This window comes from Fibrella musci (genome assembly GCF_041321105.1).
Lineage (GTDB): Bacteria > Bacteroidota > Bacteroidia > Cytophagales > Spirosomataceae > Fibrella > Fibrella musci.
Genome location: NZ_JBGGWD010000001.1, coordinates 54,587 through 68,849, shown reverse-complemented (window position 1 = coordinate 68,849; position 14,263 = coordinate 54,587). Strand labels below are relative to the sequence as shown.

Annotated in this window: 13 protein-coding genes; 8 read left to right on the top strand and 5 right to left on the bottom strand. The window is 57.0% G+C overall.

The genetic code is table 11. The features are described 5' to 3' along the window. Positions 1 to 7: 7 nt before the first annotated feature. The 3 genes from ACAW74_RS00295 to ACAW74_RS00285 all read right to left on the bottom strand — a co-directional run bounded on the left by ACAW74_RS00295 (position 8) and on the right by ACAW74_RS00285 (position 3,413). Complete coding sequence (locus ACAW74_RS00295) at positions 8 to 1,480, bottom strand: histidine kinase (protein ID WP_370696188.1); 1,473 nt, start codon at positions 1,478 to 1,480, stop codon at positions 8 to 10. Between the two features lie 106 nt (positions 1,481 to 1,586). Further along, positions 1,587 to 2,240: a hypothetical protein gene (locus ACAW74_RS00290; RefSeq protein ID WP_370696187.1), complete on the bottom strand. Its 654-nt coding sequence runs from the start codon at positions 2,238 to 2,240 to the stop codon at positions 1,587 to 1,589. 189 nt (positions 2,241 to 2,429) lie between these two features. Beyond that, on the bottom strand, positions 2,430 to 3,413 hold the full coding sequence (locus tag ACAW74_RS00285; protein ID WP_370696186.1) for a glycoside hydrolase family 43 protein: 984 nt from the start codon (positions 3,411 to 3,413) through the stop codon (positions 2,430 to 2,432). A gap of 237 nt (positions 3,414 to 3,650) precedes the next feature. On the opposite strand from ACAW74_RS00285, the gene ACAW74_RS00280 reads away from it, so the two are divergent. From ACAW74_RS00280 to ACAW74_RS00270, 3 genes are all read left to right on the top strand, one after another. Beyond that, complete coding sequence (locus tag ACAW74_RS00280; protein ID WP_370696185.1) at positions 3,651 to 4,337, top strand: response regulator; 687 nt, start codon at positions 3,651 to 3,653, stop codon at positions 4,335 to 4,337. A 116-nt stretch (positions 4,338 to 4,453) separates the two neighbouring features. Then, positions 4,454 to 5,824, top strand: coding sequence for a HAMP domain-containing sensor histidine kinase (locus tag ACAW74_RS00275; protein ID WP_370696184.1), 1,371 nt, complete (start codon positions 4,454 to 4,456; stop codon positions 5,822 to 5,824). Between the two features lie 124 nt (positions 5,825 to 5,948). After that, positions 5,949 to 6,203, top strand: coding sequence for a hypothetical protein (locus ACAW74_RS00270; protein ID WP_370696183.1), 255 nt, complete (start codon positions 5,949 to 5,951; stop codon positions 6,201 to 6,203). A gap of 74 nt (positions 6,204 to 6,277) precedes the next feature. On the opposite strand, the gene ACAW74_RS00265 is transcribed toward ACAW74_RS00270, so the two are convergent. After that, the gene (locus ACAW74_RS00265; RefSeq protein WP_370696182.1) at positions 6,278 to 7,420 is read right to left on the bottom strand and encodes a glycerate kinase; all 1,143 of its coding nucleotides are present in this window, start codon (positions 7,418 to 7,420) and stop codon (positions 6,278 to 6,280) included. 175 nt (positions 7,421 to 7,595) lie between these two features. Here ACAW74_RS00265 and ACAW74_RS00260 point away from each other — a divergent pair, with 175 nt between their 5' ends. From ACAW74_RS00260 to ACAW74_RS00240, 5 genes are all read left to right on the top strand, one after another. After that, positions 7,596 to 8,618 (top strand): Gfo/Idh/MocA family protein, encoded by a 1,023-nt coding sequence (locus tag ACAW74_RS00260; protein WP_370696181.1) that lies wholly within the window; start codon positions 7,596 to 7,598, stop codon positions 8,616 to 8,618. Positions 8,619 to 8,865: 247 nt separating this feature from the next. Continuing rightward, positions 8,866 to 10,488, top strand: coding sequence for an endo-1,4-beta-xylanase (locus ACAW74_RS00255; RefSeq protein WP_370696180.1), 1,623 nt, complete (start codon positions 8,866 to 8,868; stop codon positions 10,486 to 10,488). A 251-nt stretch (positions 10,489 to 10,739) separates the two neighbouring features. After that, a complete protein-coding gene (locus ACAW74_RS00250; protein ID WP_370696179.1) occupies positions 10,740 to 11,075 on the top strand; it encodes a hypothetical protein in 336 nt (111 codons plus the stop codon). Positions 11,076 to 11,115: 40 nt separating this feature from the next. Then, the gene (locus tag ACAW74_RS00245) at positions 11,116 to 11,706 is read left to right on the top strand and encodes a GrpB family protein (RefSeq protein ID WP_370696178.1); all 591 of its coding nucleotides are present in this window, start codon (positions 11,116 to 11,118) and stop codon (positions 11,704 to 11,706) included. A gap of 10 nt (positions 11,707 to 11,716) precedes the next feature. Continuing rightward, entirely contained in the window at positions 11,717 to 12,931 is a 1,215-nt protein-coding gene (locus ACAW74_RS00240; RefSeq protein ID WP_370696177.1) for an FAD-dependent monooxygenase, read from the top strand. Between the two features lie 9 nt (positions 12,932 to 12,940). Here ACAW74_RS00240 and ACAW74_RS00235 read toward each other — a convergent pair whose 3' ends face one another. Further along, positions 12,941 to 14,248 (bottom strand): serine hydrolase, encoded by a 1,308-nt coding sequence (locus ACAW74_RS00235; RefSeq protein ID WP_370697211.1) that lies wholly within the window; start codon positions 14,246 to 14,248, stop codon positions 12,941 to 12,943. Positions 14,249 to 14,263: the final 15 nt, after the last annotated feature.

Sequence of the window (14,263 nt, the reverse complement as noted above, 5' to 3'; positions counted from 1 at the left end):
CGGTTTGTCAGCCAACCGAAGCCGAGGCAGCGGCCGGACTGGTCAGGCGGTTCATTTTCAGGCCAATGCAGACTTGTTTCTGAGGTTTATTCTGTAACTCGAACCGGGCGTCGTCGGCATACAGCAGGCGTAGTTTATCCTGAATGCTCCGCAGGCCATAGCCCCCCCCCATCTCGTCGGGGAAATGCGGGCCGTTATCCTGCACCGTGAGCCAGAGCCAGCCCGCCTCCTCGCGGATGCCCACGCGGATGCAGCCTTCGTCGGCCCGTTTGCTGATGCCGTGCTTGATGGCATTCTCAACGAGCGGTTGCAGCAAGAACTGCGGAATGGTCAGTCCGTCGAAGCGGGCGTTGTGGCCCTCTACCTCAAACCGGAGCCGATCGCCAAACCGCACCTGTTCGACGCGCAGGTACGTTCGGACCATGTCCAGTTCGTCGGCCAGGGTCGTAAACAGATTACCGTCGCGGCCCGTACTATAACGAAACAGTTTAGAGAGCAGCAGCGTCATTTCCTCCGCTTTATCGGGGTCTTCGTGTACCAGGCTGGCGATGCTGTTCAGGGCGTTGTACAGAAAATGGGGGTTGATCTTGGCTTGCAGCGCATCGAGTTCGGCCCGGTTTTTCAGCTTCTCCATGTTGAGCAACTGAAACTCCTGCTCCGACATTTTACGGGTCAGCTGCCGCCCCTGCCGTAATACATACAGAAAGGTGTTGCCCACGATCAGGTACGATAGGATGTAGAAAATAACGGGGGCGTTATCGGTGGTGTATTCCGGTCGTTTCACCAGCTCATTGACGGCCGACTGTCCGAAAAAGAAAAAGGTGGTCAGGCTAACCGTGGTAGACGTCATAAACGTCGCGCCCGAGGCCAGCAGGTGTCGCAGCCAGGTGGAGTGGATGCGTTGGTTGAGCCATTCGTCGAGGAGCCAGATAACCAGAAAGATCCCCGCGCCAATCGTGACGTTCTGAATAATCAGGAAGCGATAGAGCTGGGCCATCAGCGGGTCTTTCGAGATGGCGATCTGGGCCGTGAAGTAGATGATGCCGCTGAAGCCATACACCACCAGCGCCCCCGCGATCATCCCGATCAGCAGCCCCCAGAATGGCGTTTGCAGCAGCTTCGCCAGCATATTAGGCTCGGCCAGCCTGTCTTTTGGCTCCCGTTTGGCCGATACGGCTGCGAAATTCAACCGGGTGCCCGTCAGGTTCGCGTTGATGAGTACGGTACTTGTCAGATCGGAAAAGCTCAGGTTGGCGTCGGTCAGGTCGGCATCGCGGAAGTTGCCCCCCCGAATGGCGGAAAAGCTTAGATCGGCCCCGCGCAGCATAGCCCCTTCGAAATTGGCTTTCGTCAGATCGGAAAAGCTCAGGTCGGCCCCGCTCAGATTAAGGCCACTGAAATCGAATCCCCGCAGGCTCTGCCCCCGCAGTTGTAGCCGTTGCGTGCCGTTGGTCCGTTTGATGAGTTGCTCGCGGGTCATGGGAACAGTTGGGTGTTTACTGTTTAACGTTTGTCGTTCAGGCCAACGCTATACGTGTCGCTGACGACCAGTTGACTGAACGACAAACGTTAACCAGTAAACACAATTAATTGCATTGCGACAGCACGGGATCGATGTGGCTTTGGCCCCAGGCGGGGGCAATGTCGCTTGCCGGTTTGAATGTAGCCAATTTTTCGGCAGCCATTTTCAGTATGGGGCAGGCCGTTTTAGGGCCTCCGCCAAACGCATCGGGCGTGAAGATCAGCCCCAGTCCTTTCAACACGTAGGGGCGTGGGTTGTTGGGGTTCTGGGCCATTGCCTTCCCGATGGCCTCTTCAAATTGTGGGCCGTAGGTTTGCCAGCGGTTCGCCGCGTCGACCGATATACGCGCCTGGGCAATGTACGCCCGTAGCACCGACAGTTCATCGTTATTCGGCGACAGCTTGTCGGCCTGCGTCAGGTACGTATTGGCCCGGTCAAGAAACGTGTCTTTTTCGGCTTCATCTTTTCCGATAAATCCCAGATACACGTAGGTCAGGCCCGCATAATAGCGAGGCAACCATTCGTTGGCTTGTGCCGAAGCGACACGGTCAAACTGATTGGCCAGTGCGATCATATCGGCGACCGGCGTCTGAGCATTCAGCGTGTTCAGGGCCGCAATACCCTGACGCATGGCCTGTTGCTGGTCGGGCGGGGTTTGGGCGGTGGCGGTAAATGCCAACAGGGAGAGGAGCAGGCAAACGCAGCGGCAGACGTACATAGTTGAATTCGTTTGGATGACCCAAACCTACGCTCAACCGATACCCCACTACCAGCCGTTTCCGACGAAGTAGGGGTTCAGGGAGATGAACCGGGCGATTCGGCCCGACGAGCTTGGTGGCCCGACGGCACCGAATCGCCCGGAACGGAGAGGCAGGTACGTGCCCAACCAGCCCGTGTCTCAGGTACGTTACTTCAGGGCTTTTGCCTTCACCCCTTCGACCGTGATCTTGACGGGTTTGATGGCTCCGTTGGCGTCGAACTCCATCCGGTCGATGCAGGTCTCGCGGTGGTTACCGTCGGTTTCGGTGAGGGGGCGGCGGTGATACACGATATACCAGTCGTCGGTGCCCGGCACATTCAGCACCGAGTGGTGGCCTGCACCTCTGGCCACGGTGGGGTCTTGTTGCAGGATTTTGCCCACCCGTTCAAACGGGCCAAAGGGTGAGTCGGCTACGGCATAGGCCACCGAGTAGTCAGGGCCGGTCCAACCGCCTTCCGACCACATAAAATAGTATTTGCCGTTGCGCCGGAACATAAATGGTCCTTCCACGTAGCCTTTGGGTGTAATCTCGCGGAACGTTTTGCCATCGTCGAAGGGCGTAAACCCTTTAAAGTCAGCGTTGAGTTTGGCGATGTTGCAATGCTGCCAGCCGCCGTAGATCATATAGTACTGCCCATCTTTGTCCTGAAACACGAACTGATCGATGGGCTGCGCGCCGTTGTGAATCTGCCCGATCAGCGGTTTGCCGAGGTAATCGCGAAAGGGGCCTTCGGGCTTGTCGGCCACGGCCACGCCGATGCCCCCGATTTCGCCTTCGTGCACGTCGTTGGCCCCGAAAAACAGGAAGTATTTACCCCCTTTTTCAACGATAGAAGGCGCCCACATGGCCTGTTTGGCCCATTTTACAGCCGTGGTATCAACGATGCGCGGGTGCTTGGTCCAGTTGACCAGATCAGGCGACGAAAACGCGTCCATGAACACCTGCTTGTTGTATTTGTCGGAATAGGTGGGGTAAATCCAGTAGCGCTTGCCAAAGACGGCCACTTCGGGATCGGCATACCAGCCGGGAAATACGGGGTTGCCCGACATGGTTTTGGGTTTAGTAGCAGTTTGGGCCGCCGCAGGCAGCAGCAGGCAGGCGAGCAGACCGGTAGTCAGCAGACGTTGCATAGGTATTGAGCGTGATGTCTTCGGTAAAGACGAAAGTTGAGCGGTTTACCCCTACCGGCCTCGTCAGGTACGTTGCTGGAGTGACGTCTTGTCGGACCAACCAAGCGTCCTAATGCAGTGTTAATGCAAGGTATCCGGGCTTAGCGTTACCTTGCTAAAGCGAAACCAAGAGCGCGACGTCGACAGATTATCGATGCGACCTGGCGCGTCATTGCCCATTAACACCCCTGTTCACCCATGTCCACGAAACCGCATCTGCTGGTTGTTGAAGACGAAATTAAAGTAGCGGCCGCCCTGAAGAAAGGGCTGGAAACGCAGGCCTATGCCGTTGACGTGGCCAACGACGGCCGCGAGGGCAAACGACTGCTGGGCGTCAACCGCTACGACCTGGTGATTCTCGACGTGAACCTGCCGTTTGTGAGTGGCCTCGAACTGGCTGAGTATGCCCGCAGCAAAAACGATCGCCTGCCCATTCTGATGCTGACGGCCCTGGACACTACCACCGATAAAGTGCAGGGCTTCGACGCTGGTGCTGATGATTACCTAGCCAAGCCCTTTGCCTTTGCCGAGTTGTTTGCCCGCGTAAAAGCCCTGCTACGCCGCGCCGTCCCCGCCGAACCCGACCCCGTTCTGGTCTTCGCCGACCTCGAACTTGACCGGCTGGGCAAGGTTGCCCGTCGGCAGGGGCAGACGATCGAGCTGACCGCCCGCGAATTTGCCCTGCTCGAGTATTTCATGCGCAATGCCGGCCGGGTACTGTCGCGCGCCGACATCGCCGAGCAGGTCTGGGACATCGGCTTCGACACCGGCACTAACGTGATCGACGTCTACGTGAATTACCTCCGCAACAAGATTGACAAGCCCTTCGCCACCAAGCTCATCCACACCGCCGTGGGCATGGGGTACGTGTTGAAGGAAAAATAAAAAAGGTATAGTTTGTGGTCCTCCGTTCACTGTCTTCTGTTGGCCGACGCTAACCTAGTTGGGCACCCGCCAACAGAAGACAGTGAACGGGGGACCACAAACAGTGCTTCCCATTTATGACCATCCGAACGCGCCTGACACTTTGGTTTACGGGGTTGCTCTCGGCCCTGTTGCTGGTGTTTTGTCTGGTACTCTATGCCGTAGCCGAGCGGCACCGGGAACGTGAATTCAGGGAGCGGCTACGTGCCGAGGCGCTCACCTCGGTAGAGCTGCTGTTTGGCCGCGAAACCATCAGCCCCGACCTCTTCAAGCTCCTCGACCGCAACCACATGACCGTGCTGCCCGACGAGGAGATTATCATTTACGATAGCCAGAACCACATCCGCTACGAAAGCGGCACCGATTACCTCGCCGTCGACCGCACCACCCTCGATCGGGTGCGGGTTGAAACCGACGTATACTGGCGCGAGAAAGACCGCGAAATCGTGGGCACGGTATTCACCGATCGGGGCAACCGGTTTGTGGTGTTTGCTTCGGCGGTCGATACGTATGGGTTCAGCAAGCAGCGCGATCTGGCGTGGTTACTGGCCATTGGCTGGCTGCTGGTGACGGGCGGCTCGTTTGGCGTCGGGCGGTTTCTGGCGGGCCGTAGTCTGCAACCCATGCGCCGCGTGATCGGGCGGATCGACGGCATTTCGGCCACGCAACTCGATCAGCGACTGCCCACTGGTGCCGATAACGACGAGATCGATCAGTTGTCGGTACGCTTCAACCGCATGCTCGACCGCCTCGAAGCCGCCTTCCGCATGCAGCAGGCCTTTGTCTCGCATGCCTCGCACGAGCTGCGCACGCCCCTCACGGCCATGTCGGGACAGTTGGAAGTGTCGTTACTGACCGACGAAGAGCCCGACGAACTCCGCGAAACCCTGCGGTCTGTACTCGACGACGTGCGCGGCATGACCCGGCTCACCAACGGCCTGTTGTCGCTGGCCAAAGTGGGTGTAGATGCCTCGGCGGTGCGCATGACGCGCTTTGCCCTCGACGAACTGCTCTGGAAAGTGCGCGACGAAGTGCGGCGCCTCCACCCCGGCTACCAGATCACCGTCTCGCTCGACACGCCGCCCGGCGACCAAGCCACCGACTGGTACCTGACCGCCAGCGAACCGCTCATTCACACGGCACTGCTGAATCTGCTTGAAAACGGCGGTAAATTTTCGCCAAGCCACCACGTCACGGTGCATCTGGGTCAACAGCTCAGCACCTTGCAGGTACGTGTCCACAACGATGGGCCGCCCATCCCCGCCGACGAGTTGCCGAAGCTATTTGCCCCCTTTCAGCGTGGGACCAACGCGCAGGGCATCCCCGGCCACGGCGTGGGGCTCTCGCTCACCCAGCGCATCATCCAGCTCCACAACGGCCGCCTCGACGTAGCCTCTACCACCGAGCAGGGAACCACGTTCACCGTAACGCTACCCCAAAACTTGTAGAGCTTGTAGCATCGGTTCACATCGGTAAAATCAGCCTATTTAAACGGAGACTCGCCAGCGCCTGTGCTTACGTAGGCCGCCACCTGATACGTATCCTGTACCTCTTTTTAACGTACCTGCACTTATGTTTTTAGCCAAGGACTATTCCGTAATGACGCTTGACGAGTTAATATCAGAAGAGAAAGCCATGAAATCAGGCACAATCGCAACAGCGTTTGTCATTGGTATGCTGGTTGGGGTAGCTGTGTGGGCAGCCGTAGGTGGTAAGTTTCTTCTCACGATTGGCCTACTTGGTGCCGCTATGTTTGTTGGCAACAAAAACTCAAAAGCCAGAAAGGCGATCCAAACGGAGATCCAACGCCGAAAATCGGTGGGTTAGGGCTTCTTTTTCGTATCACGCTGGTTAGGTACGTCCCGATGTGACCGGATGCTTCCCTCGATCCACGCTGATCATCATCGTCCCAAGAGTCGTACCACCTGACAGGTCGTTCGTTTCAGGTAATCGGCGGCGTTGGTCAGAGCTTCCTCTAACGGAATTGGGCCGGGCGCAATGGAAAAGGCACTGGTTAACCCCAGGGTGCTCAACTCATCAGGCGAGAGCTGTAGCGAGCCCCCCAACGCCACCACCGGGACACCTTGCTTGTTGGCCAGTCGGGTAATGCCCGCAATCAGTTTACCCTGCAAGGTCTGATTGTCGATTCGGCCCTCGCCGGTCAGCACCAGATCCGCCCCCCTCATTTTATCGGCCAGCTGCGTGTGCTCGATCAGCAACTGCACGCCCTCTGTCAGGCGCCCTTTTAGGAAAACGAAGGCCCCCGCGCCCAGCCCTCCCGCCGCGCCCGCCCCCGGCATAGCCGACACCTCGACGCCAAGCTGTTGCCGAACCCGGTCGGCCCAGTGGGCCATGCCCGCATCCAACAGCGGCAGGTCGTCGGGTTTAGCGCCTTTCTGCGGCGCGTACACATACGTAGCCCCCTGCGGCCCCACCAACGGATTGGTCACGTCGCAGGCCACATCTACCGTTCCTGTCCAGGCCGTGGCGGGCGCGATAATCTTGTCGATCTGGGCCAGATTACCGCCACAGGGGCGCAGAACCCGGCCGGTTTTATCCAGAAACTGCCAGCCTAGGGCAGCCGCCATGCCGGTGCCAGCATCGTTGGTAGCACTCCCACCGATACCCAGCACGATTCGGTCGACGCCCTGCTGTATGGCCTTATGAATCAGTTCACCCGTGCCAAACGTGTTAGCCCGAAAGGGGTCATATTCCGATGGGTTCAGCAACCGCAACCCCGAGGCCTGCGCCATCTCGATGAAAGCGGTTTTGCCATCCCCCGAGATGCCGTACCCGGCTTCGACCGGCTGCCCCAACGGATTCTGAACCACCGCCGTATGCCAGACGCCCTGCGTGCCCTGCGTGAGCACCTCGGCCGTCCCCTCCCCCCCATCGGCCATTGGTATAGCCACTACCTCGGCGCGCGGATTGGCCAGTAAAATGCCTTCGGTCATGGCCGCACAGACCTCTGCAGCCGTTAGGGAGCCTTTGAATTTATCGGGTGCCAGCAGAATCTTCATCGTCGGTTTGCCAGGAAGTAGCACAGGTTTATGGGTGATTATCAGCCCGCCCTACTTTCGCCACAATCCTACTGCGGTTTCCGGGATAAATCAAATTGAGCAGTCAGGAGCCGATGCTGTCAACGGGCTAGCGGGCATCCTGATCGCCGATTCATAGCCTCACAAAAGTAGACCGGTTACGTTTTGGCTTCTTTAGGGCATGTCCAGGTATACAGTAGCCATCATCGGCGGCGGTAACATTGCCGATAAAAACCACATTCCGGCCTTAAAGCAGCTATCCGAACAGGTCGACCTCGTAGCGGTATGTGGCCGCGACCTCGCCAAAGCCCGCGCGCTGGCCGACAAGCATTCGATCCCCCATGCCTTCGATAACACAAGCGAGCTGTATCGGGTATGTGCGCCCGATGTGGTGGTTATCTGCACGCCCAACAACCTGCATTACCCGCAGACCATCGAGGCGCTGGATCATGGCAGCCATGTGTTCTGCGAAAAGCCACCCGCTATAAACGCCCCTGATGCCCGGCATATGGCTGATCTGGCAGCACAAAAGGGCTTGACGTTGGCGTATAATTTCCAGCTTCGGCAAACCAGCGAATGCGACTTGCTGATGCGGTGTAAAGCCGATGGGCTGCTGGGCGATATCTACCATATTAACGCCCGCTTCCTGCGTCGGCGGGGTATTCCGGGCTGGGGTTCGTTTACCAACAAAGCCATACAGGGTGGCGGCGCGCTGATAGACCTGGGGGTTCACGTGCTCGATCTGGCGCTGTATGCGCTGGGCTACCCGACACCCGATCAGGTCATTGGTAATACCTACGACGCTATCGGAAAAGCGGGCGGCAAGGGCCTGATGGGCAACTGGAACCCCGCTACGTTCGACGTCGACGACGCGACGATGGCGTACCTATCCTTTCCCAACAACGCGTCGATTATGCTGTCGGCTTCGTTTGCCCTCAACACGCAGCTTGACAAAGACCGGAATCTATCGGTTTTCGGCAGTAAAGGCGGGGTCAGCTTATTCCCGTTTACGTTGCACACCGAACTGGCGGGCGAACTGGCCGACATCCGCTTTCCGTATCTGGGCGACGCGGACAGTCAATTGAAAAACACGGCGGCTTTTCTGGACGCCTGCCAGGGCAAGCCGTCGACGGTCTGCACCGCCGAGCAAGGCGCCATTTTGCAGGAGATCGTCGCCTGGATTTATCAGTCGGCGGGTCGGTGAGTGTCGACAACGTACCTGCCAAACCAACTTTCCGATGACAGACTAATCGGAACGAATGAGCGTACTCCGTGAGGTTGTATATCCTCTATTGGGTAGTGGCCGAAGGCTACTCATGTCGAAATGATACAATTTTCATACAGACTACTGGACCGAATTTCATTTGCCAACTAACCATTTTTACAGAATAATAAAACAATTATTTCACAGAATCGTTCTAAATATAGAATTAGTAGACCATAACTTTTTTATGAAAAATTCTATCTGGAGCTTCATGTTGTTGCTGCTCGTTGCATCCGCCTGCAAGAAGGATGTCGACAACGGGGGTACCACGCCGACACCAACGCCACCGGTGCAGGAAAGCGTATCCCTGAAGTCGGTGGCAACCTTCCCGATCGCGATAGCGGGCAGCAACGGGGCGTTTCTGACCAACGCCACTTCTGCTTCGATCATCCGAAGTGATTTCAATGGCATCACGTTTGAGAACGAGATGAAAAACAGCGCCCTCGTGACGAGTTCCGGGGCATACAATTTCGCTACAGCCGATGCCATGGTGGCGGCAGCTCAGGCCGCGAACATCCAGATTCATGGGCACGTGCTGGCCTGGCACTCGCAGGCGCAGGGTACCTACTACCGAAGCATTCTGAGTGCCGCCCGGCCAAGCGGGACTAATCTGGCACCGAACCCCGGCTTTGAGTCAGGTGATGCCAACAGCTTTACCAATTTTACCACGCTGAACAGCGGTAACCCCAGCGGAACTGCCAGCATAACGGTAGGTTCTGGTGCGGCCGAGGTACGTTCCGGTAATCGCTCACTGAAAGTAGTGAACCCCACTGCGTACACCACGGAACAGTGGCGCGTGCAGGTAGCGACCGATCCCATTCCGCTGACGGTGGGCAAGCAATACCAGGTTAGTTATTGGGTCAAGGCGGCCACCGCCAACGGCTCCATCCGGCTTTCGACGCAGCCAACGCCCTTGTATCAGGGCGACCAAACGATTGGCACGACCTGGCAACAGGTGACGTGGCTGATTACTGCCAACGAGGCGCAAACCCGGATCGTGTTTGACATGGGGCGCAACAGCAATACCTACTTCATCGACGATGTGAGTGTCAATGAACTGGTCACGTCGGGCAGCCCCACCAATAATTACACGAAAGTCGATAGCCTGCTGAAAACCACTATTCAAGAGATTGCCGGTCATTTCAAAGGCAAAGTGCGGGGTTGGGATGTCATCAACGAGATGTTTGCCGATGGTCCTGCCGGGGCGATCCGCAACAATACGAACACGGCCAACGCAACCGCCAACGACATCTTTGTCTGGAGCAACTATCTGGGCCGCGATTTTGGCGTAAAAGCCTTTACCTACGCCGCTCAGGCAGACCCAACGGCCAAACTGTTCATCAATGATTACAACCTGGAATCGTCGACCGCCAAGCTGGATTCGCTCATTGCCTATGTTGCCGAAATCCGAAGCCGGGGCGCCAAAGTGGATGGAATCGGCACGCAGATGCACATCAGCATCAATACCAATAAAGACCAGATCGATACTCATTTCAAGAAACTGGCAGCCACTGGCTTGCTCGTTCATATCTCGGAACTCGACATTGGCGTCAACACCAATAACGCAGCCAGTTTAGTGTTTACTGAAGCGTTGGAAAACACACAGGCGGAGATGTATAGCTATGTGGTCACGTCCTATATGCGCAACGTACCCAAGGCACAACGCTATGGGCTGACGATCTGGGGCTTGCTGGACAACCAAAGCTGGCGCTACAGAAACGGGGCCGATTACCCCCTGCTTTACACGCCAGCCGGCACAAAGAAGAAGGCGTATGACGCCGTACTCAATGCCTTACGATCTGGGCTCTGAGCGTGATAACCGATAATTTTTCCTGGAAAGCGCACAAGTCAAACGAGTTGTGCGCTTTCTTTTGGGCAATACCGTCTCCTGCGCATCATGACATATTTAACTAACAATCAACCAGTTAAACGACCTACTGATTGAACAACCGTTTACTCATAGTCCTGCTTTTTGCCGTAGCCTGCACTCCCAGAGGTAAGCCTACTGCCTCGCCGAACGCAGCGATTAGCAGTGGCGCGTCGTATCCGAAGCCGACACTTATGGATGAACCTGGTTTCACGAAACTGGCTATTTCCAGAAAAGACAGTCTACTGTGGCTTCAGGCCGATATCAGGCGGGATCACACCATTTTCGGTTATAAACAGCCCGATACCACCTCGCAAAAACTGATTTTATTATCCGTTTTTACCACTAATGTAAAAGGCAACCCGTACCGGTGTGTATACGGCGCTTATTACGAATCGGCCGATATGACCGACCGACAATTGAAGTTGCTCAGCTTGACGGACTCGTTTGCCAAAACCCTTCTGATCGCCGACGGGAAGACGATCGATACGCTATATGTTGGTAAGGAATGGGTGATGTGGGAACGATGAGCCAACGTATCTTTAAGCACCCTGTTTGCCCACTGCACCGATGACCAAAAGCCCGATCCACGTTACCGATTACTCGCCGATCTGGGCAGCGACCTTTGAGCAGTTGGCCGCCATCTATCAGGCCCACCTGGGCGACGCTATCATTGGCATTCACCATGTCGGGAGCACGGCGGTGCCAGGGCTGGCCGCCAAAGCCGTGATCGACATTGATCTGGAGATCGCTAACCGGGGTGATCTTAAGCCCGTCATCGACCGGCTGACCAAGCTGGGGTACGTATATCGGGGCAATCAGGGCATTACCGACCGGGCGGCCTTCAAACGGCTGTCAGATCAGACACCTATCGACGGCTCGGAACGTACCTGGCCCAGCCACCACCTCTACGTTTGCCCATCCGACAGCATCAGCCTGCGTAATCACCTGGCCCTGCGCGACTGGCTGCGTCAGCACCCCGATGGAGCCAATGTATACGGCACACTCAAAAAGAAGCTGGCTCAGAAACACCCGTACGATATGAACGCCTACATCGAAGGGAAGACGCCATTTATTACGGCCATTCTAAAAGCGGCGGGTTTTGATGACATTGCCCTTCAGACGATCATCCAGGAAAACCGGGCGACGCCCAACTCGTAATCATCCATTCGTGAATAAACTGACCGTACTTATCGCCGGGGCCAGCATTGCCGGCCCTACCCTGGCCTTCTGGCTTACTCGTTTTGGCTACCAGACCACCGTTGTCGAGCGAGCCGATGCCCTCCGACTGGGCGGGCAGAATATCGACATCAGCGGGGCAGCGCAACAGGTGGTGCGGCTGATGGGCATTGAAGACGCTATTCGGGCGGCAAATACGGGCGAATTGGGCGTCCGGTTTGTCGACGAGACCAACGCAACGAAGGCCGAGTTGCCGAAAGGCGAGTCGAGCATTGGCACCCGCGAATTGGAAATCCTGCGCGGCGACCTCGCCCAGATCCTGTTCGACCTCACCAGCGACACGGTCGAATACCTTTTTGGTGATCAGATTACGGAGCTGGCCGACGAGGAAACCGGAGTTACGGTAACGTTTCAACAAGGTGGCAGCCGCCGGTTCGACCTGGTGATCTGCGCCGACGGTATCCGGTCCAGAACACGGTCACTGATCTTCGGCGATGAACCCGTTATCCGCCCGCTGGGCCTGTATACCTCGTACTTTACCGTGCCGCGGACGGCAACGGATAGTGCCTGGGCCCGCTGGTATAACGCCCCCCGGTCGCGTGTGGTCTTCCTTCGGCCCGACAATGCGGGCACAACCCGCGCCTCGTTTTCGTTCTTATCCGAACCGAAAGGCTACGAACGACTGCCGATGGCCGAGCAGAAGGCCATCCTGAAAAAGACGTTTGCTGATGCAGGCTGGGAAGCCCCCCGGCTGTTGGCCGCCCTCGACGACAACACAGACATTTACTTCGACGGCATCAGTCAGGTAAAGGCACCGCGTTGGTCGAAAGGCCGATGCGCCATGGTGGGCGATGCGGCCTACTGCCCGTCACCACTGAGCGGAATGGGTACCAGCCTGGCCATCGCGGGGGCCTACGTGCTCGCCGGGGAACTGGCCCAGAACGCCGATTACCAGCAGGCGTTTGCGGCCTACGAAAATCGGTTACGTCCGTTTGTCGAGGAGGTGCAGTCGTTGCCGCCGGGCGTGCCGTGGGTGGCTCACCCTAAAACCAAACTCGGTATTGCCGTATTCAACGCCGGATTACGGCTCATTTCCAGCCGGTTCGCTAGGCGCATCGCCGCGTTGTTCAACCGCAAGAACGACAGTTCAGCAGACAACTCGTTTATTTTGCCTGACTACGAAAAGACCGCTATCGACAGGCAGTAGGGCGTATCATCAGTTGTCGACGTTTTTTACCACGGGGCGGCTGTCGATTCGGCGCTTTTCGTAATTGACCCGGAAGCGGCTCAGGTCGGGCTTGTGGGTACGTTGCCGGGTACGTTCATACTGGTAAATCATCTGACCCAGCTGGTACAGGAACGGGTGGCCCACCGACTCATATTCATACTTGTTATCGTTCAGGATGCCGTCGCTGTTGACGTAGATCGTGGCCGACAGCATGTATTCGACGCCATTGGTAAAATCAGCCACGTAGGAGGCATCGGTCAGGAAGCCGTAGGCCCAGCCCACTTTGTTGAACACCCGCACGCCACCGGGCATGGTGTGGTGCAGGCTATCGGTAAAGAAAAACTTCACATAGCTGTCATAGTACTCGCTGCCGTCGTATTTAGGGTAGTTCGTTTCGCCGGGGTATTGCGAAAGGTACTGATACACAAACCGGTAATCGTCGGGTGTAAGGTTGAACCGCTGGTGGGCGGGTACCGATTCGGGAAACAACACCGATTGCAGCATCCGGCGCAGCGATTCGAGGGGTAGTTTGTTTCGTTCCGTAAAATCGAACGGCGCGTGTACCAGGCTGTCGTTGGCCGTCAGGTAGCCCTTCCCTAGTTTGGCTACCCGCCGAAAATCGAACGGATCGGGGTTGTAGGCAGCGGGTTGGGCGTAGATCAGCGAGCCATCGGGTCGGATAAACCGCACGGGGTTGGTATGGCGATTTTCGTCGGCACTCATGCGCACAAACCGGTGGGTGATACGCGTATCCGGATAGCCCTTGGCATGCAGCGACCGGTTGAATTCACCCTGCCCGATAAACTCATAGAGACGACTATAGGGGTCGTTTTCGCTCACCAGAAAGGCTTTTTTGATAAAATGAGCTATGGATGGGAAGCCCGTCTCAGCCGTACTGTCGGTCCATTCGCGGGTCTGTCGGCTATAGGCACTGTCGATCTGCACAGCGGTAAATTTCGTGACGGCCGGGTTGTTCAGCCGGTTGATCTTTTCCAGCGCCAGCAGCGCTGCGGGCAGTTTCACCGTCGACGCCGGGTTAAAGTACTCGGTGCTGTCGACGCGGAAATAATAATGCCGAAACGTCGGGCGGTTTTGCCCATCCCGGTTGATCTGCGTGTAGATGATTTGCAGCCGATACGCCGCCGGGTCCCGAATCACCGCCTGAAACACGGGACTGGTGTTAGTGGCAAACAACTTTGTCAGGAACGCGTCTGTCCGGGCCTGACCGTAGCCCGACAGGCTACCGAGAATAAGGACAAGCGCTAAGCTCGTCAACCAAAAACGGGGTACGTACATCATGGGGTGATCAAT

What these genes read in the sequence shown, in the direction of transcription:
- ACAW74_RS00295 (WP_370696188.1), bottom strand. Translation starts at nt 1,480, where the DNA reads ATGACCCGCGAGCAACTCATCAAACGGACCAACGGCACGCAACGGCTA.
- ACAW74_RS00290 (WP_370696187.1), bottom strand. Translation starts at nt 2,240, where the DNA reads ATGTACGTCTGCCGCTGCGTTTGCCTGCTCCTCTCCCTGTTGGCATTT.
- ACAW74_RS00285 (WP_370696186.1), bottom strand. Translation starts at nt 3,413, where the DNA reads ATGCAACGTCTGCTGACTACCGGTCTGCTCGCCTGCCTGCTGCTGCCT.
- ACAW74_RS00280 (WP_370696185.1), top strand. Translation starts at nt 3,651, where the DNA reads ATGTCCACGAAACCGCATCTGCTGGTTGTTGAAGACGAAATTAAAGTA.
- ACAW74_RS00275 (WP_370696184.1), top strand. Translation starts at nt 4,454, where the DNA reads ATGACCATCCGAACGCGCCTGACACTTTGGTTTACGGGGTTGCTCTCG.
- ACAW74_RS00270 (WP_370696183.1), top strand. Translation starts at nt 5,949, where the DNA reads ATGTTTTTAGCCAAGGACTATTCCGTAATGACGCTTGACGAGTTAATA.
- ACAW74_RS00260 (WP_370696181.1), top strand. Translation starts at nt 7,596, where the DNA reads ATGTCCAGGTATACAGTAGCCATCATCGGCGGCGGTAACATTGCCGAT.
- ACAW74_RS00255 (WP_370696180.1), top strand. Translation starts at nt 8,866, where the DNA reads ATGAAAAATTCTATCTGGAGCTTCATGTTGTTGCTGCTCGTTGCATCC.
- ACAW74_RS00250 (WP_370696179.1), top strand. Translation starts at nt 10,740, where the DNA reads ATGGATGAACCTGGTTTCACGAAACTGGCTATTTCCAGAAAAGACAGT.
- ACAW74_RS00245 (WP_370696178.1), top strand. Translation starts at nt 11,116, where the DNA reads ATGACCAAAAGCCCGATCCACGTTACCGATTACTCGCCGATCTGGGCA.
- ACAW74_RS00235 (WP_370697211.1), bottom strand. Translation starts at nt 14,248, where the DNA reads ATGTACGTACCCCGTTTTTGGTTGACGAGCTTAGCGCTTGTCCTTATT.